The sequence below is a fragment of the Halanaeroarchaeum sp. HSR-CO genome, from assembly GCF_024972755.1.
In the GTDB taxonomy this organism is placed as follows: domain Archaea; phylum Halobacteriota; class Halobacteria; order Halobacteriales; family Halobacteriaceae; genus Halanaeroarchaeum.
In genome coordinates this window covers 1122736-1149564 of record NZ_CP087724.1, presented here as the reverse complement: position 1 = coordinate 1149564, position 26829 = coordinate 1122736, and the positions used below count along the sequence as shown (strand labels likewise).

At 58.5% G+C, this 26829-nt stretch carries 27 protein-coding genes and 1 pseudogene; 11 read left to right on the top strand and 17 right to left on the bottom strand.

What is annotated here, in order from left to right; translation table 11 throughout:
• Window positions 1-4 precede the first annotated feature (4 nt).
• Window positions 5-796, bottom strand: a complete 792-nt coding sequence (locus tag HSRCO_RS05890; RefSeq protein WP_259519506.1) for a basic amino acid ABC transporter substrate-binding protein — start codon at window positions 794-796, stop codon at window positions 5-7.
• Between the two features lie 96 nt (window positions 797-892).
• Between HSRCO_RS05890 and arcC the strand changes: the two genes are divergently transcribed.
• Both arcC and argF read left to right on the top strand, forming a co-directional pair.
• Window positions 893-1807 (top strand): carbamate kinase, encoded by a 915-nt coding sequence (arcC, locus tag HSRCO_RS05885; protein ID WP_259519505.1) that lies wholly within the window; start codon window positions 893-895, stop codon window positions 1805-1807.
• A 1-nt stretch (window position 1808) separates the two neighbouring features.
• Entirely contained in the window at window positions 1809-2687 is an 879-nt protein-coding gene (gene argF, locus HSRCO_RS05880) for an ornithine carbamoyltransferase (protein WP_259519504.1), read from the top strand.
• On the opposite strand, the gene HSRCO_RS05875 is transcribed toward argF, so the two are convergent.
• Window positions 2684-4024, bottom strand: coding sequence for a cyclic 2,3-diphosphoglycerate synthase (locus HSRCO_RS05875; RefSeq protein ID WP_259519503.1), 1341 nt, complete (start codon window positions 4022-4024; stop codon window positions 2684-2686). The genes argF and HSRCO_RS05875 overlap by 4 nt on opposite strands.
• 106 nt (window positions 4025-4130) lie before the next feature.
• On the opposite strand from HSRCO_RS05875, the gene HSRCO_RS05870 reads away from it, so the two are divergent.
• Both HSRCO_RS05870 and HSRCO_RS05865 read left to right on the top strand, forming a co-directional pair.
• The gene (locus tag HSRCO_RS05870) at window positions 4131-5324 is read left to right on the top strand and encodes a threonine synthase (RefSeq protein ID WP_259519502.1); all 1194 of its coding nucleotides are present in this window, start codon (window positions 4131-4133) and stop codon (window positions 5322-5324) included.
• Window positions 5325-5377: 53 nt separating this feature from the next.
• Entirely contained in the window at window positions 5378-6022 is a 645-nt protein-coding gene (locus tag HSRCO_RS05865) for a LysE family translocator (RefSeq protein WP_259519500.1), read from the top strand.
• Here the strand turns inward: HSRCO_RS05865 and HSRCO_RS05860 are convergent.
• From HSRCO_RS05860 to HSRCO_RS05840, 5 genes are all read right to left on the bottom strand, one after another.
• Window positions 6019-6708 carry an HD domain-containing protein gene (locus HSRCO_RS05860; protein WP_259519499.1) on the bottom strand — a complete coding sequence of 230 codons (690 nt, stop codon included), beginning with the start codon at window positions 6706-6708 and terminating at the stop codon, window positions 6019-6021. The two genes, HSRCO_RS05865 and HSRCO_RS05860, sit on opposite strands and share 4 nt — an antisense overlap.
• Window positions 6709-6830: 122 nt before the next feature.
• A complete protein-coding gene (locus HSRCO_RS05855; RefSeq protein ID WP_259519498.1) occupies window positions 6831-7136 on the bottom strand; it encodes a hypothetical protein in 306 nt (101 codons plus the stop codon).
• Between the two features lie 99 nt (window positions 7137-7235).
• Window positions 7236-7430, bottom strand: coding sequence for a cold-shock protein (locus HSRCO_RS05850; protein ID WP_050048068.1), 195 nt, complete (start codon window positions 7428-7430; stop codon window positions 7236-7238).
• Between the two features lie 69 nt (window positions 7431-7499).
• A complete protein-coding gene (locus HSRCO_RS05845) occupies window positions 7500-7721 on the bottom strand; it encodes a hypothetical protein (protein WP_259519497.1) in 222 nt (73 codons plus the stop codon).
• A gap of 448 nt (window positions 7722-8169) precedes the next feature.
• Window positions 8170-9726, bottom strand: a complete 1557-nt coding sequence (locus tag HSRCO_RS05840) for a globin-coupled sensor protein (RefSeq protein ID WP_259519496.1) — start codon at window positions 9724-9726, stop codon at window positions 8170-8172.
• A 159-nt stretch (window positions 9727-9885) separates the two neighbouring features.
• Here HSRCO_RS05840 and HSRCO_RS05835 point away from each other — a divergent pair, with 159 nt between their 5' ends.
• Entirely contained in the window at window positions 9886-11064 is a 1179-nt protein-coding gene (locus HSRCO_RS05835) for an MFS transporter (protein ID WP_259519495.1), read from the top strand.
• A 54-nt stretch (window positions 11065-11118) separates the two neighbouring features.
• Here HSRCO_RS05835 and HSRCO_RS05830 read toward each other — a convergent pair whose 3' ends face one another.
• The 3 genes and pseudogenes from HSRCO_RS05830 to tnpA form a co-directional block, all read right to left on the bottom strand.
• The gene (locus HSRCO_RS05830; protein ID WP_259519494.1) at window positions 11119-12975 is read right to left on the bottom strand and encodes a cation:proton antiporter; all 1857 of its coding nucleotides are present in this window, start codon (window positions 12973-12975) and stop codon (window positions 11119-11121) included.
• A gap of 161 nt (window positions 12976-13136) precedes the next feature.
• Window positions 13137-14487 (bottom strand): annotated as a pseudogene (locus HSRCO_RS05825) (RNA-guided endonuclease InsQ/TnpB family protein).
• On the bottom strand, window positions 14484-14924 hold the full coding sequence (gene tnpA, locus HSRCO_RS05820) for an IS200/IS605 family transposase (protein WP_259519493.1): 441 nt from the start codon (window positions 14922-14924) through the stop codon (window positions 14484-14486). The pseudogene HSRCO_RS05825 and the gene tnpA overlap by 4 nt, the downstream one beginning before the upstream one ends.
• Before the next feature lie 385 nt (window positions 14925-15309).
• Here tnpA and HSRCO_RS05815 point away from each other — a divergent pair, with 385 nt between their 5' ends.
• The 6 genes from HSRCO_RS05815 to HSRCO_RS05790 all read left to right on the top strand — a co-directional run bounded on the left by HSRCO_RS05815 (window position 15310) and on the right by HSRCO_RS05790 (window position 21760).
• Entirely contained in the window at window positions 15310-16626 is a 1317-nt protein-coding gene (locus HSRCO_RS05815; protein ID WP_259519492.1) for an ABC transporter substrate-binding protein, read from the top strand.
• Window positions 16627-16646: 20 nt separating this feature from the next.
• Window positions 16647-17576 carry a branched-chain amino acid ABC transporter permease gene (locus HSRCO_RS05810; RefSeq protein ID WP_259519491.1) on the top strand — a complete coding sequence of 310 codons (930 nt, stop codon included), beginning with the start codon at window positions 16647-16649 and terminating at the stop codon, window positions 17574-17576.
• Window positions 17573-18691 carry a branched-chain amino acid ABC transporter permease gene (locus HSRCO_RS05805; RefSeq protein WP_259519490.1) on the top strand — a complete coding sequence of 373 codons (1119 nt, stop codon included), beginning with the start codon at window positions 17573-17575 and terminating at the stop codon, window positions 18689-18691. Before HSRCO_RS05810 ends, HSRCO_RS05805 begins: the two co-directional genes overlap by 4 nt.
• Entirely contained in the window at window positions 18684-19499 is an 816-nt protein-coding gene (locus HSRCO_RS05800; RefSeq protein ID WP_259519489.1) for an ABC transporter ATP-binding protein, read from the top strand. Before HSRCO_RS05805 ends, HSRCO_RS05800 begins: the two co-directional genes overlap by 8 nt.
• Complete coding sequence (locus HSRCO_RS05795) at window positions 19496-20200, top strand: ABC transporter ATP-binding protein (RefSeq protein ID WP_259519488.1); 705 nt, start codon at window positions 19496-19498, stop codon at window positions 20198-20200. The genes HSRCO_RS05800 and HSRCO_RS05795 overlap by 4 nt, the downstream gene beginning before the upstream one ends.
• 177 nt (window positions 20201-20377) lie before the next feature.
• Window positions 20378-21760: a site-specific integrase gene (locus tag HSRCO_RS05790; RefSeq protein ID WP_259519487.1), complete on the top strand. Its 1383-nt coding sequence runs from the start codon at window positions 20378-20380 to the stop codon at window positions 21758-21760.
• A gap of 775 nt (window positions 21761-22535) precedes the next feature.
• Here HSRCO_RS05790 and HSRCO_RS05785 read toward each other — a convergent pair.
• The 7 genes from HSRCO_RS05785 to HSRCO_RS05760 form a co-directional block, all read right to left on the bottom strand.
• Window positions 22536-23135 (bottom strand): hypothetical protein, encoded by a 600-nt coding sequence (locus HSRCO_RS05785; RefSeq protein ID WP_259519486.1) that lies wholly within the window; start codon window positions 23133-23135, stop codon window positions 22536-22538.
• On the bottom strand, window positions 23132-23362 hold the full coding sequence (locus HSRCO_RS14575) for a LuxR C-terminal-related transcriptional regulator (protein ID WP_396266424.1): 231 nt from the start codon (window positions 23360-23362) through the stop codon (window positions 23132-23134). The genes HSRCO_RS05785 and HSRCO_RS14575 overlap by 4 nt, the downstream gene beginning before the upstream one ends.
• A 157-nt stretch (window positions 23363-23519) precedes the next feature.
• Window positions 23520-24221, bottom strand: a complete 702-nt coding sequence (locus tag HSRCO_RS05780; protein ID WP_259519485.1) for a recombinase family protein — start codon at window positions 24219-24221, stop codon at window positions 23520-23522.
• 307 nt (window positions 24222-24528) lie between these two features.
• Complete coding sequence (locus HSRCO_RS05775) at window positions 24529-25200, bottom strand: hypothetical protein (RefSeq protein ID WP_259519484.1); 672 nt, start codon at window positions 25198-25200, stop codon at window positions 24529-24531.
• Between the two features lie 242 nt (window positions 25201-25442).
• Window positions 25443-25634, bottom strand: coding sequence for a DUF433 domain-containing protein (locus HSRCO_RS05770; RefSeq protein ID WP_259519483.1), 192 nt, complete (start codon window positions 25632-25634; stop codon window positions 25443-25445).
• Entirely contained in the window at window positions 25631-25954 is a 324-nt protein-coding gene (locus HSRCO_RS05765; RefSeq protein ID WP_259519482.1) for a hypothetical protein, read from the bottom strand. The genes HSRCO_RS05770 and HSRCO_RS05765 overlap by 4 nt, the downstream gene beginning before the upstream one ends.
• 391 nt (window positions 25955-26345) lie before the next feature.
• Window positions 26346-26708, bottom strand: coding sequence for a hypothetical protein (locus HSRCO_RS05760; protein ID WP_259519481.1), 363 nt, complete (start codon window positions 26706-26708; stop codon window positions 26346-26348).
• Window positions 26709-26829: the final 121 nt, after the last annotated feature.

Here is a 26829-nt window from a genome sequence, read left to right as displayed (position 1 = left end):
TCGATTATTCGGCGAACCACGTCGCGGTGATATCCTGGTACGTACCGTCGTCGCGGACGGTCTGGAGGCCGTCGTTGAGTGCCGACTGCAGATCCGACTCGCCATCGCGGATGCCGAATCCGTAGTTCTCGCCGGTCTCGTACTCGAAGGCGATAGTGACCGGTCTGTCCGCGGCGAAGGTCTGTGCAACCGGCGTATCGAGGACCACCGCGTCGATGTTGCCGTTGACGAGGTCCTCGACCGCCAGCACGTAGTTCCCGTAGCTGTTGTACTGACCCTCTGCGATGATGTCGTTCGCGATGAGTTCGTCCTCGACGACCCCCTCGCCGGTCGTCCCACCCTGGGCACCGAGGGGCCGGTCGGCGAGGTCCTCCAGACTTCCGGGCGAGAAGTCCGCGTCGTCGGCCACGAGGATGGCCTGGTCGGCCGAGTAATACGGATCCGAGAAGTCGATGGTCTCGTCCCGGTCATCGGTGATGGTCATCGCTGCTGCGATGACGTCGATGTTATCGTTCGTCAACGCCGGGATGAGCGAGTCGAATTCGAACTCCTCCCACTCGCCGAGTTCGTAATCGGTCTCGGCGACGACGGCTTCGAGAAGGTCGATATCGAAGCCAACGAGTTCACCTCCTTCTTTCATCTCGAACGGTGGAAACCCGGGCGCCGTCGCTGGCGTCAACGTCGTCTCGTCACCGCCACCCAGACAGCCTGCGGTGGCAGAGAGTGCGACGGCGCCAGTTGCGCCGACGGTCTTCAGATACGCGCGCCGGTCCATCGAAGTGCGATATCGTTCCATGGTCAAACTATCGCGAATATTACGCATAAAGGTTATCGTACAGTAGCCGCACACGACACAACGATTTTTACCCGAGGCCGTGAACAGTTAGGTTCAATGGGCCGAATCATCGTCGCCCTGGGTGGGAACACCCTCCTTCCGATGGACGACGAGACGATGGAGGGGATGCGAGAGCGCGTCAGCGAAGCGGCCGAGAACATCGCCCAGATCGCAGACGAGGAGACCGACCTCGTGTTGACACACGGCAATGGCCCGCAGGTTGGAAACCTGATGCTCCAACAGGAACAATCGGACGCGGGCCCCCGATTTCCACTCGACGTTCTCGTGGCCGAGACCCAGGCACAGCTCGGCTACATCCTCCAGCAGGAACTCGGGAACGTCCTCGAGGAGACGGTTGCGACCGTGGTCACGCAGGTCCGGGTGGACGAACACGACGAGGCCTTCGAGCGTCCGACCAAACCCGTCGGACCCCACTACTCTGAGGCCGAAGCGCTCTCGAAGGCGTTCCAGACCCGACAGGTGACGAAGGCAGACGGCCGAACGATGTACCGTCGGGTCGTCCCGTCACCCGATCCCGTCGAGGTGGTCGAAGCCGATCGCATCGAGACGCTCCTCGAGGACGGGCAGACAGTCATCTGTGCCGGGGGCGGCGGCATTCCGGTCGTGCGCGAGAACGGCGTCCTCCACGGCGTCGAGGCCGTCATCGACAAGGATCGAACGACGGCCCTCGTCGCCGAGGACATCGGTGCGACGACCTTCCTGATCCTGACGGACGTCGAGGCGGCCTACACCGACTTCGGTACCCCCGACCAGGAGCCGATCCGCGAGGCCACCGTCGCTGAGCTGCGCGAATTGCTCGCCGACGGCCAGTTCGCCGAAGGAAGTATGCGACCGAAGGTCGAGGCCGCAATCGAGTTCGCGGAATCACAGGGGGAAAAAGCGATAATCACGTCCGCCGAGAGGGTGGACGAAGCACTCGCCGGCGAGGCCGGCACACAGGTACTACCATAAGATGCAGGACGTAATCGACATCCACGACCTCACCGAACAGGAGATTCTGGACATCTATGCACTGACAGAGGAGATGAAGGCTGATCAGCCGGCATACCACGACGCGCTCTCCAACCGGACACTGTTGATGTTCTTCGCGAAACCGTCGACGCGGACGCGCGTCTCCTTCGAGGCGGGGATGACCCATCTCGGCGGCCACGCTATCTACTTCTCCGAGGAGCAATCCCAGCTATCCCGGGGCGAGTCGCTCGCGGACACCGCGAAGGTCCTCTCGCGGTACACGGACGTCATCATGGCACGGCTCTTCGAACACGAGACCATGATCGAGTTGGCCGAGCACGCCGACGTCCCAGTGATCAACGGCCTCACGGACCTCCTTCACCCCTGTCAGGCGCTCTCCGACGTGTTCACGATGCGGGAATACGGCATCGAGGACGGCCCCCTTGCCTTCGTCGGCGACGGCAACAACGTCGCCCACTCGCTGATGCAGATCTGTGCGACGCTGGACATTCCGTGTCGCATCGCGACACCCGAGGGCTACGAACCCGACACGACCATCACCGACCGCGTCGCCGGCGCGGACGTGACGATCACCAACGACCCGGCCGAGGCGGTCGACGGGGCGAGGGCCGTCTACACGGACGTCTTCGTCAGCATGGGCGAATCCGCGGAGAAGAAGGCGGCCTTCGACGGATACCAGGTCACGCCCGAGTTGATGGCCCACGGCGACGACGCGAAGTTCATGCACTGCCTGCCGGCCCACCGTGGCGAAGAGGTCGCCACAGCGGTGATGGACGGTCCGAACTCCATCGTCTACGATCAGGCCGAGAACCGACAACACGTCCAGAAGGCCATCCTCTACAGCCTGCTCACCGTTTAGAGGCCGAGGACGTCGGCGTGTTCGTCGAGGACGTCCTCGAAGGTCGGGGAGCCGCGTTCCTCGATGTCGTACCGGACCCGGACGACCGGTTTCTCGACGTCGACGACCTTCGTCAGGTCGATGGGAGTGCCGGCGAGCACGACGTCGCAGTCCACGTTGTTGATCGACGCCTCGAGTTCGGCGATCTGGGCGTCGCTGTACCCCATCGCGGGGATGACGTTCCCCAGATGGGGATAGTCCGCGAAGACCTCCGCGATGGAGCCGACGGCCCCGTCACGCGGGTCGACCACTTCTGCCGCCCCGTACTTCTCGGCAGCGATGCTGGCCGCACCGGTCGCGGTCCCACCGTGGGTCAACGTGGGGCCGTCTTCGACGGCGAGGACGCGTTTCCCCTCGATGGCGTCCGGATCGTCGACCGTCACAACCGAATCCGCGTGAATGATCTCGGACTCGGGGTTCGCCTCGGCGACGTTGTCCACGACGGTCTGGATGTCGTCCCCCTCGGCCGTGTTCTCCTTGTTGATGACGACGTAGTCGGCGATCCTGAGGTTCGTCTCCCCCGGATGGTAGGTCAGTTCGTGCCCGGGGCGGTGTGGGTCAGCGAGGACGAAGTGGACGTCGGGGTCGAAGAAGGGCAGTTCGTTGTTCCCCCCGTCCCAGAGGATGACGTCCGCCTCGTCTTCGACCTCGGCCAGGATGGCCTCGTAATCCACGCCAGCGTAGACGACGTGTCCCTGTTCGATGTGGTGTTCGTACTCTTCGCGTTCTTCGATGGTCACGCCCGCGGCCGCGAGGTCCTCGACTGACTCGAAACGCTGGACTCGCTGTGCTTCCAGGTCGCCGTAGGGCATCGGTTCGCGGACGACCACGACGTCGACACCGCGATCGCCGATGGCGCCGGCCAGTTTCCGCGAGGCTTGTGATTTCCCACACCCGGTTCGAACCGCGTCCACGGCGACCACCGGGGTCTCCGACTCGAGCATCATCTCCGTCCCGATGAGCCGGAAGTCGGCCCCGGACGAGAGCGCCCGCGATGCCTGATGCATCACGTACTCGTGTGAGAGGTCGGAGTACGAGAGGACGACCTCGTCGACGTCGCGTTCCTGGATGATCGTCTCGAGTTCGGCCTCCGGGAGGATGGGGATACCGTCCGGATAGCCCTCACCCGCGATGGACGCGGGGAAGGTTCGTTCGGGCATCTCCTCGAGTTCGCCGATGTTCTGTGCGAAACTCTGGGTGAACGCGACGACCTCGTATCCGCTCTCACCGCGGAACGTTGAGACGAAGTCGTGGAAGTCCCGACCAGCCGCGCCCATGATGACGGTTCGTCGTGGCATGAGTACATGTCGACCGACGGCGACATCCGGCAAAAATTGTTGGGTCACGTGGGAGACTACCGCACACATCGACACGGTTTTTCATCCACCGGTCGTCTGCCCGGGCATGAACACGACCGAGGCGTTCGTCGGACTCACCTGCAGGGACTGCGGTGCGAGCGTCGACGCCGAGACAGGGGCGCATCGCTGTCCCGAGTGCGGCGGCGCCCTCGACCCCACGTACGACTACGAGAGGCTGAATCTCGCCCGCGAGACGTTCGGCGACCGCCGATTCGAGTCGATGTGGCGATACGAGGAACTGTTGCCATTCGACGGCGACGCCGCTGTGACGGCCGGAGAGGGGGCAACCCAGCTCGTCGCGGCCCCCTCGCTTGCGGAGACGATGGGTGTCGGTCACGTGCTGATCAAAGACGAGGGTCGCAACCCGACCGGTACTGTCGCCGACCGGGGGTTGTCAGTCGCGGTCACGGCCGCAAGCCAACACGGAGCCGAGACGATCGCACTCGCGACGACCGGGAACAGTGGTCAGTCCGCGAGCGCGTACGCGAGCGTCGCCGGCCTCGACTCGGAGGTCTTCGTGCCCTCACGGACCGGCTTCACGAACAAGGCGATGATCAACGTGCACGGCGGAGAGATGTCGGTGGTCGAGGGGCGCATCGGTGACGCAATCGCGAATTTCGAGGACGAATACGGCCGGAACGAGGAGTGGTACCCAGCCCGTCCGTTCCAGACCCCCTATCGACACGAAGGGAAGAAGACGCTGCTCTACGAGATCGTCGAACAACTCGGCTGGACCGTGCCCGACGCGGTCGTCTACCCGACCGGTGAGGGTGCCGCCCTCGTCGGCGCGTACAAAGGAGCCTCGGAGCTCCACGATCTGGGTCTCACCGACGACGTCCCAGCACTGTACGCGGCCCAGGCGGAGGGCTGTGCACCCATCGTCCGGGCCATCGAGGAGAACAGATCGATCCCCGAGCCGTGGCAACAGCCGGACACGATCTGTGGTGGGATCGAGATCCCCGACCCGCGTGCGGGCGAGTGGCTTCTCGAAGCCATCCGTGAGACCGACGGCGGTGCCGTGTCGACCGACGACGAGGCCATCCTCGATGCCGGGATCGAGATCGCTCAATCCGTCGGCCTGGAACTGTCGCCGTCGGCAGCGGCCAGCGTGAGCGGGGCACTGGAACTCGCCGAGCGCGGGGCATTCGACGAGGGCGACACCGTCGTCCTCGTCAACACCGCCGCCGGGAACAAGGAGTCGGACGTCCTCCGGAGTCACCTCATGCGGAAGGGTATCTGAGGATTGTGAACAACGACGCACTTTTCTCGCGCTGACCTGCTATTGATACGCAGATGCTCACCGCCCTGGTATCCGTCGTCGCCGGACTTCTGCTGGGGCTCTCACTCGCAGCGCCCCCGGGGCCGATGAATGCAGTCATCGCCGAAGAGAGCGTCAACCGCAGCTGGCGTGCCGGGTTCGCTGCCGGACTCGGTGCGATGTCGGCCGATGGGCTCTTCTTCGTCTTTGCTCTGGCCGGTCTGGTGACCTTCGTCGAACAAGCACCCACCCTCAGGGGCGTCATGGTCGGTATCGGTGGCCTCTTGATGCTCTATTTCGCCTACGGTGCAGTCAAGAATGCTGGGTCGTTCTCCGACAGCGAAGGGAGCGACGCGGCCGGGTTCGGGAAGGCCTTCGCGCTCGCACTCACGAATCCGTACCAGATCACCTGGTGGCTGACCGCCGGCATCGGACTGTTGAACCCCGGACGGATCGAGGCCTTCGGAATCTCGCTGTCCGCGGGGAGTGGCCTCTTGACCATCGGCGGGTTCTTCCTCGGGATCTTCCTGTGGATAACGAGTTTTCCGGCAGCGCTCCGGGCGGCCGGCGAGCGGGTCGACGAACTCGGGACGGGTATCGCCTACGTGAGCGCGTTGGTGCTGGTGTGGTTCGCCGGCGTATTCACCCTCGATGCGGCGGGGACGCTCGGACTGGTTTAGGGTCGCTCGTCGTCGACGTCCAACTCCGCGATCTCGCCTTCGAGCCACTCCTGGAACCACTTCACGCGTTTGAGACGCTGGTGGGCGATGCTTTCGGCGGCGTCGCTCTCGATTCGACGCTTTGCCTCTCGCCCCCGTGTTAGGACACGCTGAACCATCTCCCCCGCGTCCATGTGCGTGCGCGCTTCGTACCCCATTCGAAGGAGCATCAACGCCGTCCCGTTCGCCCCGATCTTATCGAGCATGTCCGCCTCCACGAGACACTGTGCCTCGAGGGGCAACTCGCTCAGTTCGCCCTGATGGGAGTGCTGTTCGATCGACCGACTCACGCGGTCGATGAACGACGGGGGGTAGTCGCCGTGGGTCTCGAGGTACTTGCGCGCGATCCGCGCGCCCTCCTCGGCGTGGGCGTCCTGTTCGGCCTCGAGTTTGGCGATGTCGTGGAAGAGCGCCGCGACGGTGACGACTTCGACGTCCGCCCCCTCGCGTTCGGCGATCTCGGCGGCCAGTTCGACCACGTTCATGATGTGGTTGAACCGGTATTCGGCCGAGTGCCAGGGGTACCACCGCATCCGGCCGCCGTTCTCCTCGTTCTCGACGCTCGCGTCGAGGTAATCGAAGACGAACGTGGCCATCGCGTCCAGTTCGGCGTCCGAGACCGACGGTTCGGCTACTTCGACTCCCACGGTATCACCTCCGTTTCCGGGAACTCGTTCTGTGTCATTGTTGTGTTACTGAAAGTCGGTTTCGCTCTTTAGCCTTTTGCAGGCCCGTCGGCCCGGATCCGTCCGACGAACCGGTCTCTCGCTTACGCCTCGGTATGCGCCTCGATCGCGTCCTCACAGGTCTGGAGCGCGGCAAACCGCTCCGACCCGGGACCCTCGATATCGACGCGTTCCACCTCGATCCACCGGTCTTCGTAGACGAGTCCGGCCACCCACGTGTCGGTCGCCAGGATGAGTTGGTCGGTGATGGTGACCTGCTCGCGGTCGTCCGTCCGCACGGCGTCCTCCTGGGTCACCGGAACGGCCATCGCGAGTCGCTCGGAATCGTTGAGCGCGGTCACCTCCGCTTGCGTGACGGGGCGGTCTGGCAGCGAGGAGAGGGTACGCATCGACCGGAGACAGTGGCTCGGTGGGGATAGCCCTTGTCGTGTCCGTCTGGTCGTCGTTCCGAAAAAATGCCGTGCCGCTAACGAGCGGAACGGGGCAGTTTACAGGCGCGTGAGGTTCGTCGCTCGCGGGCCCTTATCTGCTTCTTCGATTTCGAATTCGACTTCCTGTCCCTCTTCGAGGTCCGGACCACCGACGTCTTCCATGTGGAAGAACACGTCGTCGTCAGCGTCTTCTGTCTCGATGAATCCGTACCCCTTCCGCTCGTTGAAGAATGCGACCGTACCGGTTGCCATTTACAGTAACTCCATTCGTCGATTCGTTCCGAGACCACTTAATCGCTCCGCTCGTTTACGGGGTGTGGATCACTCGAGGCCGAGGTCCGCGAGCGAATGGGTGTGCTGCCACGCGCCCGTGACCTCGTCGACGTCGAATTTCAGGACGCCGTCGGTCAGTTCCAGTCGGACGAATTCCTCGTCGATCTCAGTGTCGTGGAGGTGCAGTTCGAGTGGCTGGTCGAACTCGCTCACCGTGACCATCAGTTCACCGTACTCTGCGAGCATCGCTTCGAGGTCGCTTGCGTCCATGGTACATTTCACAGTACGTCGAGCCATCGAATAAAAATACTCCTTTGCCGTCGGGGCAGCGCACGCAGACGGAGTTACCCCCGACGGAGAGGCCTCCTCCAGCAACGCCGGCCACCACCGCAGGCCGCGAGAACGGCAACGGACACACCCTCGATTCCCGGCGAGACGGGCCACTTTTCGGTAAGCCTAAAAGATTGTGCCACCAACCCTCACTCGATCGGTGTTCCCGGAAGAACGCCGACGAAGGAGAACGCATGTACGTCGAACCATACGACACCTGCCAGGAGTGTGGCAGCACACTCGATCGCACCACGATGTATCGCCGCCACGCCGTCTGCGCGACCTGCGAGTCGACGGTGACCGCCTGAGGCGACCCATCCAGAACGACTCCCAGATCACGGCGCGGAGCCGTGCAGACGTCTCGATCCGATAGAAAATTACCGTGCGCTTACTGTAGCCGTTCGGCGGATTCCTCGATCTGACCGATGCTGGCGGCCTGTTCCTCGGTGCTCGCCGCGACGTCTTCGATCTCGTCGGCGACCTCCCGCGATTGATCTCTCGCCTCGTCGACCATCGCTGCGATCTCTTCGGCGCTGGCGGCCTGTTCGTCGGTCGCATCCGATATCTGGGCCACACCGGCGACGGTCTCGTCGACCTCACCCACGATGCCCTGGAGTAACTCCTCGGTCTTCTGCACGTCTTCGGAGCTCTCTTCGATGCCGTCCTCGATGCGACCCAGCGTGTTGATCGTCTCGGACGCGGCGTTCCGGACCTCTTCGATCATCGCCTCGATGTCGTCGGCGTGATCCTGTGTGTCCTCGGCGAGGGACTTGATCTCGTCGGCAACGACCGCGAACCCCTTGCCGGACTCGCCCGCGCGAGCAGCCTCGATGTTCGCGTTGAGGGCCAACAGATTGGTCTGGTCCGCGATGTCGTTGATGACGTCGATGACGTCGTTGATCTCCTCGACCTGGGACTCGAGTTCGTCGACCCGGTTCTCGATGACCACGCGGGCACCGTCGAGTTCGTCCATCTCCGTTGCCGCTTCCTCTGCGGCCGTCATCCCGTCTTCGGCGAGGTCGCGGGTCTGGTTGCTCTGCCGTTCGACCTCGTTGGCCGACGAGGCCACCTCCTCGATCGTCGCCGAGAGGTTCGACACCTCGTTTGCCACCTGGTCCATGCTCTCGTGCTGTTCGCGAGCCAGGTCGCTGATCTCCGAAGAACTCCCCGCGACGTTCTCGGAGGCCGCCGAGAGCTCGCTCACCGAGGTCTTGAGTTGGGAGGCGATCCGCTGTTGCTGTTCGAGCGTCTCCTCGATCTCCTGGGTGTACGAGTGGATGTACGTGTCGGCGACCACCTGCATGTCCAGATTGATGATCTTCAGGATGGAATGGAACTCCTCGAATCCCTCGGCGATGGCATCGTGGGCCGCCTGCTCGATGTCGATCTGGGGTCCACCAGCGTTCTGTCCTTCGGGTTCGACGGTAACGCCGCCATCCGCGGCCGCGTCCTGGTCCGCCGCCGCGATGGCGTCTGATACTTGCTCCTGGACGCGCTCGGTGATTAGCGGGACGAGCAGGTCGTAGTAGACCCCGTACTGGCCGATGTACTGTTTCATCGGCATTTCGAGCATGTCGTGGAGCTTCCCGACCCGGGCGCGATTCCGGAAGTAGTCCGCGCCGTATTCGCCCTCGGCGAGCGTGACGAGGTATGCCTCCTGGGTCTGTTTCAGCTGGTCGACACCCTTCGGAGACCGCGATATGACCTCTGTCGTTTCCGTGTACTGGGTGAGGTTCTCGTAGAACATATCGGCGACGTCCTCGCCGTGTTCTTCGAAGAGCCCCTGGTACCGGGTGAGCCGTTCGACGTCATCCTGACCAAAGTTGATGAAATCCTTTCGCCACGCGATCTCTTCGGCGTCGAGTCCGATGTCGTCCAGCAATGAGCCGACGTCGAGTTGGGCATTGAGCCCACCACGACCGAACATTGCAGAATATTCAGACATAGATACCAGAATACGACCCAGATGGATAAAGTTACGTACCAATAACGGGCAGGTACGACCGATTTCTCCACGCGCCGCTGATTGAGAACGGGCGTACTCTCCGAGGCAACCGGACCCGATAAGTACGTGCCTGGACCACTTCGGAGGTGAGAACCAACGGTGACGACTCGATGGCGATATCAGGAGACGGTCCTCTCGCTGGTCACGGTCGCCTTCTTCGTCACGATGGTGGGTCGCCTGGCGATCAGTCCAGTCATTCCCGACGTCGTGAGGACCTTCGAGGTCTCGAACGGGCTCGTGGGACTGGCACTATCCGGGATGTGGTTGGCCTATGGTCTCGCACAGTATCCCAGCGGGGTCCTCGCCGATCGGTACGGAGAGCGGTGGATCATCCTCGTCGCCGTGGGAGGCACGACGATCGCCGCGGTGATCGTCTCCACCACCCCCATCTTCGCGGTGTTTTTCCTTTCGACGGTGGTACTGGGCGCCGTCGCCGGCCTCCACTACAGCGTCGCCACGACCCTGCTCTCGCGAACGTACGACAACGTGGGAACGGCCATCGGCGTTCACAACACGGGTGCCACCATCGCCGGTCTCCTCGCCCCAGTCAGTGTGGCCTGGATCGCGGTCCACTTCGGGTGGCGCATCGCCATTGCCGTCGTCGCTCTGGTCGGCCTCCCTGCGACCGTGGTCTTCGCCTGGAAGATTCGATCGACTGCCCCACGACGGCCAGACCGACCCCTCCGGAAGAGCATCCGTCTCGACGTGCTCCGCAAGTTGCTCTCCCGACCCCCGATCGTTTTCACGCTCGCCGTGGCCATCGTCGGCGAGTTCGCGTGGCAGGGTGCGGCGTCCTTTCTCCCGACGTTCCTCATCGCCCACCACCAGTATTCCACGACGGTCGCTGGCGGCCTCTTCTCGCTGTACTTCGTCGCCCAGGGCGTCGCGCAGATCGGCGTCGGCGCGGCCTCGGACCGCTTCGGCCGGGACCCGGCACTGGCCGGGTGCATGCTCGCCGGCGTGGCAGGATTCGCCACGCTGATCGAAGTATCTGGGCCTCTCTCCGTCGTCGTCGGCGTCTCTCTAGTCGGCGTGGGCATGAGTTTCGGGGCCGCCCTCATGCCCAGATTCCTCCGGGAGTTCACCGCCGAAGAGCGAAACGCTGGCTTCGGACTAGTTCGAACGATCTACATGGTCGTCGCATCGCTGGGATCCGTCGCAGTCGGTTCGCTCGCCGACGGCTTCGGCTGGACGGCATCGTTCGGGTTTCTCGCCGCGCTGCTGGCGGTCACGTTCGTCGCACTCGTCGCCAACCGGGTCCTGGCTCTCGGTTACTGACACCAGTAACGACCGACGAGAGCTCCAGGGGACCGCGGCGCACCAGCCAGTCGGTCACTCGTGGGGGTGAAACCGCTTAACAGCTCGCTCGACGGCGACGGCGTCACCCAGGAACGTCACCTTGTCGCCGTACTCGAGCACCTCGCCCGGGTCGGGGACATGAGCGTCGGGCCCCTCGCCGACCTCGGCGATCAGACACCCCCCAGGGATCGCCTCGTTGAGGTCGCGTATCGACGTCCCCACCACCGCGTTGGAGGTCACCGTCACCTCCTGGACGTCGTGGCCGTCGCCCGGGTCGTACATCCAGTGGGCGAGTTCCGATCGTTCGATCTCGTTCTCGATGGCGAACGCGGTCGCGTCCGGTGCGTTGACGGCCGTGACCGAAAGCGACTCGAAGGCGTCGTCGTTCTCGGGGTCGTTGACCTTCGCGTACAGGTCGTCGATACCGAACTTCGTCTTCGCGATCTGCGCGACGAGGAGGTTCACGTCGTCCTCGCCGGTCGCCGCGACGACGACCTTCGCGTCCTCGATGCCCGCGTCCCGAAGCACGTCGCCTTCGGTTCCATCGCCCAGGACCACGGTGAATCCCAGTTCCTCCGCTTTGATCTTCCGTTCTTCGTCACCCTCGACGATGACGACGAACTCTCCACTGTTCTCCAGTCTACTGGCGAGGGCCCGCCCGACGCGGCCCCCACCGACGATTATCGTTCGCATAGGTGTCACTCCGAGTCGGTCGCCGATCTGTCGTGCGAATCCAGCCTCGATCACGTCGGTCGCCAGGATGACGACGAACACCGTGCCGAGCAGGGTCTGTGCTGCCGTATCGTTTCCGGCCAGTTCCAGTTCGATGGCGAACAACGTCGCCACGCTCGCGGGGATGATCCCGCGTGGACCCATGGCGGCCAAGAACAGCCGTTCGCGCAGCGTAAACTTCTCCACACCGATGGTCGAGACCAGCGCCACGGCAGGCCGAATGACCACCATGATAGCGACGACCAGCAACAGACCGCCGACGCCGAGGCCCACGACCGCGCGGAGATCGATGAGCGCCGCGAGCGAGATGAACACGAACCCGAGGGCTATCAGCGTCGCATCCCGACCGAACTGCTCCATCGTCTCGCGGTAGGAGAGATCCAGATTGCCCACGGCAATGCCCGCGGTCGCCGCGGCGGCGATACCGGCTTCGGCAGCGAACACCTCGGCGACCGCGAACGAGCCGATTGCAGCACTCAATAATAGGAACCGGGCAGCCTGCGGCCCCTCCTCCGGTGCGATCTCGTACCGTAGCAGCAGATAGATGAGAGCCGTCGCCAGAAGACCGGCGGCGACACCGATACCCAGGCGCTGCATGAACGACGCGACCGTCGCCGGGACGCCCAGGTCGTCGAGCAACAGGACTTCGAAGATGACGACGGCGGCGATGGCGGCGGTCACGTCGTTGACGATACCTTCCGTCTCCAGAGCCGAGGAGACGTGCTCTCTCACGCGGACCACCTCGAGGATCGGCGTGATGACCGTCGGCCCGGTCGCCACCAACAGGGCCCCCACCAGGAGGGAGAGTTCCCAGGTCACGCCCTCCAGAAACCGGACAGCGACCGCGGTCCCGACGAACATCACGACGGCCCCGACGGTCACGAGGCGCAGCGAGGTCGTCGACGCCTCGCGAATCCGATCGAGACGTAACTGGAAGGCCCCGTCGAAGACGATGATCGCGACGCTAAGTCCGACGATAGTCTCCAGCCCGTCGCCGAACGTGTCGATGGTCACGAGACCGAGACCCTCCGGTCCCAGCACGAGCCCGATCGCCAGGAAGAATACCACACTCGGCACTCGAATCCGCTGGGCCAGCAGTTGCACCACGAGCCCGGAGACGAGGATGATCGCCACGGCCGGGAGGAGCGTCGCCGCCACAGTGTTCGCGAAAACGATTGGATGCCTAATATGCTACCGGGTTACTGACTCCTGACCGGACAAGTTGCTGGGACGTCATCCGATTGACCTCCTCCCGCGCTTGAAGACGCGGGAATCCCGCCACGGGATTTCAGGCCGAGCGTTTGCCCGACCCAACGGTTTCAAGACGCATACGTTCCAAGCGTCAACTGCTGGATTTCAGCATCGTCATCAGAACTCGGAGAGTTCTGATTGGCTCGAAAATCGCCTGACGATTTTCGAACGGCTTGGCTGTCTTGTGGCGCGGTCAAATGCGCCCCATCCTCAGCCGAGTCATCGTCGTCCTCGTGTTCTCTGGAACGACTCTCTCCGCTGAGGTAGCGGTCTGCGATGTTTATCGCCCCGTTCACGTCCGCTTGGTACTCGCCCATCCAACAGTCGTCGTTCGTGCATTTGAACGTCGCCTGCTTCGGGCGATACCCAACTTCACCGCACGCATGGCACTCCTTCGAGGTGTTTCGCGGATTCACCGTCTCGACGGGAATCCCCTTCTCGACGGCCTTGTACCGTATCTGCGCGTGGAGTTTAGCGAATCCCCACCCGTGGAGACGGCGATTCATATACTCGCCGTAGTCCATCGACTCCCGAATGTACGTCAAGTCTTCCAGAACCAGCACGGGGTTCTCGACGGATTCGGCGTACTCCACGACTTCGCGGGTGACACGGTGAAACACATCGTCTATCTGGTTCCACAGGTCGTCACCGAACGACTCGGCGATACGGTCACTTCCGCGTTCTTGAAGCCGGCGCGTAGCGGTGAAGTAGGTCTTGCGGAGCCGACGAACGATTTTGCCTTCGTCAGCCCATAGTTCGGGCCGAGTCGGAGAACCGTGGTCGTCGCGGTGACATCTCGAAAACACTTCACGTTTTCGACGACTCATCGGAAATCTCCGATTTCCGAGACACCGTGACGAGTGACGCTTCTCCGATGTCCACTCCGATAGCCGTCCGTTCATCTTCGGACGCCTCGGAACAATCCTCCACGTCGCGGGTGGCGGTGACGTGAAGATACCACGTCCCGTCCCGCTGGAACAGCCGACTCTCACCCATCTCCGCGTCACCAGCCTTCAACGCTTCCAACCAGTCCCGCTGGTCGGGGTTCGGCTGTGCTGGCATCCAGAGATGGTAGTCATCGTGGTGCGGGATTTTGACGTACCACTCGATTGCGTTCTCGGGCTTGTGGTCGAGGCGTAGCCCCTCATTCGTGAACCGAACAGGGTGGTCGTCCTGAAGGTCGCCCGCGTTGTACGTCGTCGTCAACTGCGGGACGTACTTTTTGAGGGCGTTTTTCGCGTATCCGCTCAGGTCATAGTTGACCACCACCTCATTCGCTTCGGTCTGCGTGGTGCAACCAGCGTCGAACGCATCTCGAAGGGCCTGCTGGTAGGCGTCCCGCGTCTCACCGGGTTTTCGCCTTTTGTGTGCGTTCGGGTCTACCAGTTTCAGTTCCAGCGTCTTGGTGAGTTCCGTCATGTGTCGGCCTCCTCGTGACGTTGGATGTAGTCTTGTACCGTCTCGCTGGAAACGTGACCCGCCGTTCCTGCGTAGTAGCCCCGCGCCCATCGAATCTTCTCGCCCTCGTTGTCGGCATAGCGATGGTTGTATTTCCGCGAGGAAATACCCTTGAACCAGTTGGCGAGAAGTGACGGTGCGTGCTTTGGTGGACTACTGACGAACAGGTGGATATGGTCGGGCTGAACGGTAAGGTCGATAATTTCCAAGCCCTTTTCGTCGGCGATTTCGTGGAGGATGGTTCGCACACGGTCGGCGACCTCGTTGACGAGTACCGACTGACGGTACTGAGCGGAACCCTGTTCCGCGATGTCCGCAGAACCATCGGTTCTGCGAGACTTCGGCAACCACACTATGTGGTAGTTGAGGTTGTAGGTCGCATGCCGTGTGGTCTTCATCCGTGTTGCACACTATGGTTCGTCGGTGTGTTAATACCTTCGGTGAAGCGTGGGAAACCCAGTAATAGCGGGATTCGTGGATTGACGCACTATGCCTACCGCTTGACCTCCGCCTGAAGACGGAGGTATGCGCTATCGGTCGTCAATCAGTCGCCAACGTACGCATCGACTCACGTCTTGCGCTGTCGGGTGCAGCCCGCAGGTGCCACTTTGCCTGTTCCCACTCTTCGATCGGCCCGATTACTCTGACGATTTCACTGTCCGAGAACGATGGCCCAGTGCGTCCCCGCCCGACGACCGCAGTGATGTCGTGCTATACTGTCGAGAGTGGTTGCCACGAGTGACTATCCAAAATATATATAAGACCAAAAACTATGATGGACCTATGGCAAAAGAAAGCCAATTCCTCGACAGACGCCGATTTTTACAGGCAACTAGTCTCTCGGTCCTCGCCGGCTTGGCCGGGTGCGCCGGCGATGATGGCGGCGATGGCGGCGACGGCGGCGATGGTGGAGACGGGGGCGACGGCGGTGACGGTGAAGACGGTACCGATCCAGCACCCGAGACGTCGGAGGACGAATCGGACTACACCATCGGCATGGCCGATGCGTTGACCGGGTCGCTCTCGGCGTTCGGCGAACGGAACCAGCGGGGCATGGAACTCGCTCTCGCCGACGTCAACGATGCCGGGGTGAAAGGCGGTGAATTGGACATCATCGTCGAGGACACCCAGAGCGAATCCCAGCAAGGGGTCTCCGCGGCGCAGAAACTCGTCAACCAGAACGAAGTGCCACTCATGGTCGGTGCCGTCGGCAGTGGCGTGAGTACGGCGATTCACACCAGTGTCATCCAGGGCACCGACGTGGTGCAGATCAGTCAAAACAGCACGAGCCCCAAGCTAACGGAGTACCCGGATCTGCTCAGGATCTGCCCGCCAGGTGGCGGGCAGGCGCAGGTCATCGCCGATACGATTTCCGGGGACGGGCACGAGTCGCTCGCCATCGCCTGGGTCAACAACGACTACGGGCAGGGCATCGCAGACGCAGTGGCAGACCTCTACGAAGGCGAGGTCGTGTACAATGACCCACACGATCAGGGACAGTCCTCGTACAGTAACGTGATCACGTCGATGAACGATGCGGGTGCCGATGCGTGGTTGTTCGTGACCTACCAGCCGGAGTTCGCGCAAATGGCCCAGGAAGCCTTCGACCTGGGTGTCCTCAACGCGGAAACTTGGTATGGCGCCGACAGCGTCAGGGGAAACACCGTCCTGGAGCAGGTTCCAGAGGGTGCCATCGACGGGATGAAAGCCGTGGAGCCGAGCGCGCCGGTCGAACAGGACAACTATCAGGAGTTCGCGACCCGATTCGAAGAGGAATACGGCGACCAGCCAACGTCCTGGTCGACGTATACGTACGACGCCATCGTGACGGCGGCACTCGCTATCGAGGCGGCCGACGAGTTCACTGGGGCCGCTCTCGGCGAGGTCGTCCGGGACGTGACCCGGCCCGAAGGCGAACAGGTGACCACCTACGCGGACGCCAAGGCAATTCTCGAAGACGGCGGATCCCCATCTGACGTCGATTACCAGGGCGTGAGTGGCCCCATCGATCTCGACGAGAACGGTGACCCGAAGGCCCTCCTCCAGATCATCACCGTGGAGAATCACGAATACGTCAGGAGTTCGTTCGAGACGGCCTAACCCGAACTCGAACGCCACTCATGTCCCTACTCCTTCAGCTCGTTGCGAACGGTATCGTGTACAGTGGAATCATCGTTCTCGCGAGCGTCGGCCTCTCGTTGGTCTACAGCATCGGCGATTTCGCGAACTTCGCCCACGGCGATACGATGGCCGTTGGGGCCTATGGTGCCCTCGCGATGGTAGGGGTGTTCGGTTCCGTGGGCCTGACCGCGACCATCTGGGGGTTTCCTATCGGCTTCTTTATCGCACTGGTCGTCGGCATGGCCATCGCCGCGCTCGTGGCAGTTCTGACCCACAAGGTCGTCTACGAACGGATGGACGTCGGCTCCATCGGTATGCTGATCACTAGCATCGGGATCGCGTTCATCTACCGATCGGTAATCCAGATCGGCTTCGGTCCGATTTCACAGTCCTTTGGCGTACCACGGTTCGGACCGATTCCCGTGCTTCAGGACGCGCTTGGCGTCGCCGTGACGCGTCGGGACCTCCTGATCGTCACCGTATCGCTGGTCCTCGTGATCGGACTTCACTTCCTATTGCAGTACACGACCCTGGGCCGGAAGATGCGGGCGACAGCCGACAATCGATCCCTGGCCCGCGTCAGCGGCATTCGAACGGACCGGGTGTTGATCTCGATGTGGGTCATCGGCGCCGCACTTGCCGCCGCAGGTGGCGTCTTCATCGGACTCAACGCCAACGTGTATCCGCGAATGGGCTTCGACATCCTCCTCCTCGTGTTCGCAGCGGTTATCCTGGGCGGCATCGGGTCGGTCTATGGCGCGATGCTCGGCGGGTTCGTGATCGGGATGATCCACGAACTCACCCCGCTCTTACAGGCACGAATGGGGATTCCGATCGGGACTGAATACGCCCCGGCGCTGGCATTCCTTCTGATGGTCGCCATTCTCCTGTGGCGACCCAGTGGGATACTGGGAGGTATCGGCTCATGACAGCGGACAGTATGCTCCCCGGGTTCGGGTCGTTGAACCGGGTGGAGCGGTTGGTCGCGTACGGCGTCCTCGCCGTCATCGGACTCCTCGGCGGCGCCGTGCTCGCAGGGGTTATCGAGCCAACCTATCTGCTGTTCTTGCTCTCACTGGCCGGGATGTACCTCCTCCTGTCGATGGGCCTGAACGTCCACTGGGGGTACACCGGGTTGATCAACTTCAGCGTCGCTGCCTTCTTCGGCATCGGTGCCTACGGCACGGCGTTGCTGACATCGAATGCGTCCCCTCTGGTCCCGGGGCTCTATCCTCCCATATTCGGCCTCGTAATCGGAATGCTCGGGGCCGTGGTACTTGCCATACTCATCGCGATCCCGACCTTGCGATTACGGGCCGACTATCTGGCTATTGCATCGCTCGGTCTCGCAGAGGTGGTGCGATTGCTCATCCTCAACGAGCGCCAGTGGACCGCCGGCAGCCAGGGTATCTCCGAGATGCCGCGGTTCTGGTATCCATTCTTCTCGGGATCAGCGCCAGGGTGGGCCCCTGCATCCCTGGATGGACTCTTCGTGACGTCGTTGAATCCGCTGCAAACGGCGTTCGCCAACTTCCTCCTGATCATCGTACTGATCGTCCTCGTGTACTGGGTCCTGAAACGGCTCCACCGCTCCCCATGGGGACGCGTTCAGCGAACGATTCGGGCCGAAGAGGACCTTGCAGAGGCACTCGGTAAGGATACGTACAGCTTCAAAATGCAGTCGTTCATTCTCGGGAGTGTCATTATGGCTATCGCCGGGGCCTACTACGCCCACCTCAATCTCTTCATCGCCCCAGGCGACCTGAACCCCATCCGAACGTTCTACGTGTGGGTGGCGGTCATCCTCGGCGGCAGCGGATCGAATCGTGGCGCTCTGCTCGGCGGGTTCGTCATCGTGTTCATCATCGAGGGCACCAGGTTCGTCAACGGAATCGGATTGATCCCATTCGATATCGCGCCGTTCAGACTCTTCCTCATCGGCCTCCTGATCGTGCTGATTATGAAATTCCGGCCGCAGGGAATCCTGCCGCCACAGAACGAACTGATCGTTCCGTCTGCAATGAAGGGTGATGGTGATGAATGAACCAATCGGCCAACTCGGATCGGGAGCTACCACCGGAAAGGGGGACGTCGTTCTCAGGACCGAAGGAATTTCGAAATCCTTCGGTGGGCTGCTCGCAAATGACGACGTCAGCCTCGAGGTCGAACGCGATTCGATCACCGGGCTCATCGGTCCCAACGGGGCCGGCAAGTCGACGTTGTTCAACATCATCAGCGGCTTCTACGAGGAAGACGCGGGGTCTGTCTACGTCAACGATACGGACGTCACGGATATGGACCCCCACGAAATCGCCGGCGAGGGGCTCATTCGTACCTTCCAGACGCCACGGAAACTGGAGGGAATGACGGTCCGTGAAGCCATGATGTTGGGTCCACAGAACCAACTCGGCGAGTCGATCACAGCGCTGTTCACCTCGCCGGAAACCGTCAGCGGGCAGGAACGACGAAATCTCGAAGCGGCCGAGGCGATGCTCGAACGCTTCGAAATCGGTGACCTCGCCACATCGCCCGCGACCGAAATTTCGGGCGGCCAACTCAAGCTCGTCGAGCTGGCCAGAGCGATGTTGGCCGAGCCCGACATCCTGTTGCTCGACGAACCGGTGGCCGGGGTCAACCCCACGCTCGCGAACAAACTCTCGTCGTTCATCACCGACCTCAACGACGAAGGGATAACGTTCCTGATCATCGAACACGACCTCACATTCCTCATGGACATCGCCGATCCGATTATCGTCCTCGACCAGGGGGCGGTCCTCACCGAGGGACCGCCCGACGCCGTGCGCAACGACGAACGCGTCCTCGACGCCTATCTCGGAGGGGCAGACCAATGAGCGTCCTCGAACTGGTCGACGTCGAAGGCGGGTACGGAGAAGTGAAAGTACTCGAAGACGTATCGATGCACCTCGACGATGGAGAAGTCGTCTGTCTGATCGGTCCGAACGGGGCTGGCAAAAGCACTGTACTGCGAGCAATCTTCGGCCTCATCAAACCCTGGAGCGGAACCGTCCGCTTCCAGGGCGGCGAAATAACCGGAATGGAACCCGAAGACGTCGTCAGAGAAGGGATCGGATACGTTCCCCAGATCCAGAACGTCTTCGGATCGCTGTCGGTCGACGAAAACCTTCGAATGGGTGGCGTCGCGCGTACGGACGACATCGACCCAATCATCGAGAGTCTCTACGATCGATTCGAAATCCTTCGAAACAAGAAGGGAAGTACCGCGGGCTCACTCTCCGGCGGTCAACAGCAAGTCCTCGCGTTCGCCCGGGCGCTCGTCATGGAACCGGATGTGCTGTTGATCGACGAGCCCAGCGCGGGACTGGCGCCGAACACCGCCCAGGAAGTTTTCGATCACGTAGAGGCCGTCAACGAACTGGGGACCTCGATTCTGATGGTCGAGCAAAACGCCCGACAGGGCCTATCGATTTCGGATCGGGGCTACGTCCTCGATCAGGGAACCGTCGAATTCGAAGACGACGCGGACGAACTACTGGAGAATCCCGAAGTAGGGAAGTTGTACCTCGGCGGGTAGCCGGTTCGTCGACGATCGTAGCGGGTATCCACTACTTTTCACTCGTTCGCTTTACTCGAACCGCGAGACGATGCGACGCTCACGGAACGGTTCGCCGCAAAATAGTCCCGGGCGGATTCGATATCGGTGGTATCGAATCCCAATACATTAAATAGATGGTTAGAGTTTGATAAGCAGATGCCCTTAGATGACCCTCAGAACTTCCGTGCTCAACTTCGAAGTCAGCGAAAGGAAGTTAAAAAACTCGATAGTGAGAGTGACATCGACGCCATCGAGGATTACATAAATCGAGACAAGAACAAAGAAACCAGTACCATCATCAATCACGTATCCTGTCTCCGTATACTATCCCAGAATGCAGAGAAGCCCTTACTCGAACACAACGGGGTAGAATTGGACGAACTGATTATTAATGTGTCAAAAAAGCGTGGGTGGAGTGACGGAACCCAACGTAATTATGAAAAATCTGCCCGCGTGTTCCTCGCCCATCACGGGTTCCAAGATGAGGCCGAAGAAATCGAATTTACAGAGGCTGAGCAAAATGAAATCAAAAAGGAGGACACACTCTCTGCTGAGGATATCAAGAAATTGCTGACCGAATGCGCACGGATGGACCGCGACCGAGCGATGATATACCTCATGTACGAGACAGGCGCTCGACTGTCCGCTATCCTCTCATTGCGAATTAGCGACGTGCAGTTCGGAGAAGGACCTGGGAACTCCACCCTTGTTCAGTTTCCCGAGGAAGCCAAGGGTCTCAAGGGCGCAGGTGGGCACTCTGTAATCGTCAAACCATCCGAAGTGTATTTGGAGAATTACATATCGAGAGAGCACCCTGACCCCGAAAACCCCGACGCCCCATTCTTCGCGGTGACCAAAGACCACTACGAGGAAGACAAAGATAACAGTCTCATTCCTTCGTTCTTCCGCCGACGTATGCGACGCCTCGTGAAAGATTCAGATATCCCTGAAGAGAAGGTCAACCCCCACTCATTCAGGCACTCACGAGTTACCCAAATGCGCCTTGAGGGATATACAGACCGCCAGATTAGTGACCACATGAACTGGGGTCCCAACAGCAACCAGTTAGACCTCTACGACCACACAGAAGACGAAGACCGCCATGCAGAGATGGCGGAAAAAATGGGCCTCAATGTAGAGGATGCGGATATTCGGACGCCGATGCTCGATGAGTGTCCACGATGTAACTACAGTATCGATGATTGGCTCAACTGGACACAATGCCCTCGGTGTCAAGCCCAATTAAAACTACATCGGGAACCAGAATGGTTCGAGACATATATGGAGCTGGTAGACGACGACCAAGATGACCCAATTTACCGCCAATTCCTCCGTAATCCGCACGAATTATATGACGATTTTTTCAAAATTGAAGAAGAAACCAGAATTCGGATTTCAGAGCGTGTCGCAAACATATGCGGTGAGGAAGGCATTGATATCCCAAATGAGTTCCAGCGTGATGATGTGATATCAGACAATCTCGCCGATGAAGAAATCAATCACATGAAAGACGACCCGATGTTCCGTCACGAGGACTAACGCAGTTCACATTGTTCTCGGTGCCGAAGGGCCTCAATTTTATTTTTATTGCTGTAATAGACTTCTGCGCCGCAAAACTGGCAGATATGGGCCGCTGGGTCGTCCTTATTTGGGTGTTGGTTGTAATTAGACGGCTCCCAATAAAATTGTATATTTGACATAATGTAGAAAGTGAGATGGGAGTGCAAAGGTTTTGTTCACAGAGGGGGAGTGGGTAAGATAATTATTGATTTAATAGAGTATCAGCCGTCAAATCAACCAATGACTATTTTCAAGGTTGGTCCGTTTACCGTCGAGGTGAGTTCGTACGAAAACGGGGAGTGGACCGAGGCCTCGTGCGAGTGTACTGATTACGGCAACCAGGCGATGGCTCCGGTGGACAGAGAATGTAAGCACATTCGTCAGGCTCGGATGTATCAGTATTTTTCGGATAAGGTCACCGTCGTCGATAAGGAGATGGTCGATGTTCCGTAGAGATAATATTCTGTATCAAGTGGCGCAACAAATAATCAAAATGGTGATTGGTCGCAATTTTTTGCTACAAGATACGGCGATTGAAAACTGAGCAAGTGAGTAAGTAGTGCGATGTGTATGTGTATATGGGAGTGTGTATACACATGGAAGGAATATATTTGCTACAATATTTGCCGATTTAATCAGAGTGGGTGTGTGATTTGACGTGTGTAGTGTGTATGTTTGGTGTGTATGTGTATAGTAAACGTTCTAGAGATTAGATAGGAGTGCTACAAGATATGTGGTATACCGATATACAATGTTACTGGTTGTCAACAAAACGCTTACCCCATTCTTCTTCGAATTTCGATTTTTCATCAGGGAGCATTTGACTACTCAACCACTCCTTGCAGGACTCATCGTAAAATGGTGATATTTTGTATTCGAGTCCTGCTTCATCCACCGCATCAATCATCCTCTCATAGTCTTCCTCCCGTCTCTCTCCATTACTACTGCAGTAGTGGAGATTGACGGCATCAACAATATCCATCACTTTGACCGTGGGAATCTGAATGTCTGACTTCATTACAAACTTTTCTCGCCTTTCCGGAGAGACCGAGACGAGTTTATCCAAGAGGTTACGAACAGACTCGTACCGATTCTCACTCGCTTCCTCAATTTGATTTAGCCGTTCCCGAAGTTCTTCGTTCTCGGAGCGTAACTCATCGATTTCTGCTTTTTTCTCTGTAATGGCTAACTCGTTTTCCCTAATCTGACGTTGTAGACGCTCTCTGTTGCCGGTATGGCGGAGTTGATAATCTTCAACTTTTTCTTGAAGTAGTTTTGAGAGAGGGATTTCATATTCATCTACATACTCTGCGAGTTCGTCAGGAAGGTAGACATTTCGTCGGTTATTGCTCATCTCTCAATACCTTCGCGGTTGTCACGGGTCATACGAGCGCGGCGCTCGTCGTAATCGATGTTATCTAGGGCGGTCAGTGTACTTGCGGCCTTTCGCTGCTTTTCATCAATTCGCTGAAGGTACGTATGTACCGTGCTAATCCGGATATTCATCTCAGTTGCGATTGACCGGGTATTCAGCGTCCGTTGTAGATTATCGAGGACTTCTTGCTCTCTATCGGACAGCATTGTTTCCGATTGGTCCATAATTTATAATATAAAAGAAGGCCTATTAGTTTTACTACAAATTGTGTGGCGTCTTTAGAAATCATTGCAATGTGATTACATTCCCCTGGATAGAATGACAGTTTGCCCGATGACCGCCACATTAGGTCGGCACCGACCGTCATGTAGCAGTACTATCCTTTGGACGCCACGAATCTCTTGCTTCGATGGTTCTGTATACATTTTCGTTGTCAAGAATGCGCTTAATTAGAGCGAGGTTACAGCCCGTCTCTGACTCGATTTCGCGATATGTTTTCCCGGTTTCGCGAAGGTGAAGAACCTCAATAGCCGTTTCAAACTCACTCTCACGAACGAGCGAAGTTTTGTCTTCAGAATATTTCGTTCCAAATTTTGGTGCACCGTGGTAATCTCCATTCTCGACTTTTTTCTCGATAGCTTTGGTGAGACGTTCCACCTCAGCACCTTTCCCCTCATCATCACTCAATGAGTGGAAAACCTCCATCAGGATGTCTTGGGGAAGATTTGGGTCTACATAGCCCCTCTTGACCGTGTGAAACTCCACTCCCCACTTGTTCGCGAGGTCCGTGAATCTGTCCAGTCGCTCCAGTTTGTCCCGGCCAAGGCGAGAACCATGAGCGACGACGAGCACATCGAATTTACCTGCTTTAGCGTCGTCCAGCATCTGCTGGTACCATTTACGTGATGCGTCCCATCCGGATGCGTTCTGTCCCTCGTTGTATATGTAGTCCAGTTCTAGGTCTACGTGCTGTTCACAGTAGTTTTCAATGTCATCTATCTGGTTCCGGATTGAGGACTCGGATTTCTGGGAAAGCCTGACGTATCCACGTGCCTCCTTACTCACCGTCTTCACGAGCGACTACGCTCACTTTCAGACTATCTGCACTTCTCACCTCCCAATTTATTTTTGCCCCGGAGAGATTCATTGCTTCTACGAGGGCCTTCGGGACGGTCGTTCGGTACTGGGTCACTTCTCGGGAAGAGCCTTCTTCGTTTTCAACTTCATACGAGGTCTCAGTTACCGTAGATTTCGCCATAGTGTAATTAGTACTACTAATTGCACTACTATTAGCTTTACTAACATGTGTTTCAGGTATCGGGATACCTGAAACAGAAATCAAACTAAATGCCTGAGAGAGGGGAGTTACGGACTATCGTAGTCTGAGTTGTCGATACACATGTTTGATTGCGTCGAGGTAGCCCTCAGAGTCCTCCATTGCCCCAATTTGTTCCTCCGAATACTTCTGAATTGCAGAGTACGGGTCCCAATACGGGGTTCGAGAAAGTAGCCAGAGTACAGAAAACACGGCAAGTAGTTTGATTGCAGCACCTCCATTAAGCGAAGAATTCCAGAGAGTGATTCCGACTAATTGGTCTTTGTTCCTCGTCTCGTAGTTTATGGGGCCGAACCTCAGGTGTTCATTCAGAGTTTGAATAACGGATGTGCTCCCAGCCATTGATTCAGCGTACACAAATACGAGTGCCAATAGTCCAGCAATTATCGTTGGTCCAGTTAGAATAACCTCAATAACACGACTTGATGGAGAACTGAGCAAACTTAATAAACCGCGAGACTCTGCCAAGAGGAACGTTCCCCTAGTTAGAACTCCAAACCCAATTCCGAGAAAAAGGAAAAATCTCACCAACCGCCAGAGACCACCAATATATTCTCTGGCCTGATTGAGCTCTACATGTGGGTCGTAATTTGGCGCTTGAACTGCATATTTCGCAGCGATTTCTTTCAGTTCTGAATTCGAAAGTGGGGAAAACTTCTTCTGGGCAGTGCGGGTTTGCCGATATGCCGCAATGTAGATATTCACCATATCAGCCCGGATTTCCCTATAGACTTCCCATGGGAGGAGGAGTTCCAGAATTCGTTTCCACATTTCTGCATGTTTACTTGACGAAACTACCTCCTTAAGACTTCCAATACAGCATCCATTAGGGGGATTTTCAGAGTACGCTGACTTACCCTTGAGCGTTCATTGCGGCGGGAAAACCTATTTCAGACTAAGAGTAATGTTGCAGAATGCGACATGGGATTCCCCCTCGACCTGACTACAAGTCAGCCCTCGTCGGAATGTTCGTTGGCGTACTGGAGTGCCTCCTCAATCTCCTCCTCGGTGATTCTAAGCTGTTCTGCAGCTTCCCCTACGCCTCCAAAATCTTCGACCGCGGTCACGACGTGAAAAACAGTGATTCTTCTGCCTTCTATACGGGGTTCACCCGCCATCTTCTCGTCTTGTACGATGGTCATCTTCCCCGACCGCCGCTAATTCCGGACATGGACCACCGGAGAACACCTATTCCCGTGGGAATTGCAAGTACCAAAGCCGCCACTCCAAGCGTTGTTACAGTATTCCACGCATCATAGAGTGGATTATTCGGTTCCAAGGCAGCGGGAGATGAGACGATTGCCCCAATAGACATCAACATAACGAGTATCACGATGAACGTCCACCCAATGTCGATTATTTGGTCAAAGATTTCATCACCTCCCATCTGTTGCCCAAACCTACGATAACAACCTTCTAATTCCTTCTGCTTGTTGAACAAAATTTCGAGACGAGGAATCATCGCGAATCACCTGCCGTAACCAGCCCAAGGTCATCTACGTATCGAGCACCGCATTCTGGACAGGTATAGGACCCGCCGATATGTCTGAGTAGCAATGCATCACAATCTCCACAACTATAGGCCGAAATTGTCGCCATATTCCAAATATCTCAAACTAAAGGCAAGGGTGTTTCCCGATGGGGGGGTTACGAGATTAGAACTCCCCGACAATCGTGGTTCAGCCCATCAGAAATATACCGTCCAAAACCACAACAACTCGTACACTTGTAACTCTCGTCAACCCCGTTCTCAACGTCTCTCACCTGGGTTATCTTCAAATACAAATCGGTATTACAAACCCCACACTTCATATCAAACACATTTATTTATTGGTATAAATGGTTTATGAAATTCAGAACAACATTCGAACGAAAATTAGCTCGGGATACGTAACAAAGGCGATACACAACCCGACGAGATACGGAATCGAGATGGCAATAACCAGACCGCCACTAATCGCCTGACCTAAAAGCCCATCGGCAGCGGCACCGGAGACCATCGACATAAACAAATCAGGGACAAGAAGCCAGAGGTCGATAAACGCAGGCCACATCGCTTCCGACACATCCTGCGCGGAAAACTCCGGGATGATGGCGTACATCAGGTAGACGATGATGCTGGCAAGTCCGCCCCATAGGGTGATTTTGACCGTCAGCCAGCCCATGAGAAGGACTGAGATGCTGACGACCAACACCTCGACGATGATATCAATCATACGTTGACCGACACAAGTTAAGGTAAAAATGGTACCATCTAATTCCCTATTCCATCCTAAGAAACAATCCGCAAAAAAATCTCTAATGGGCCAGGGTGCGGATTTATATCCTAATATGGAT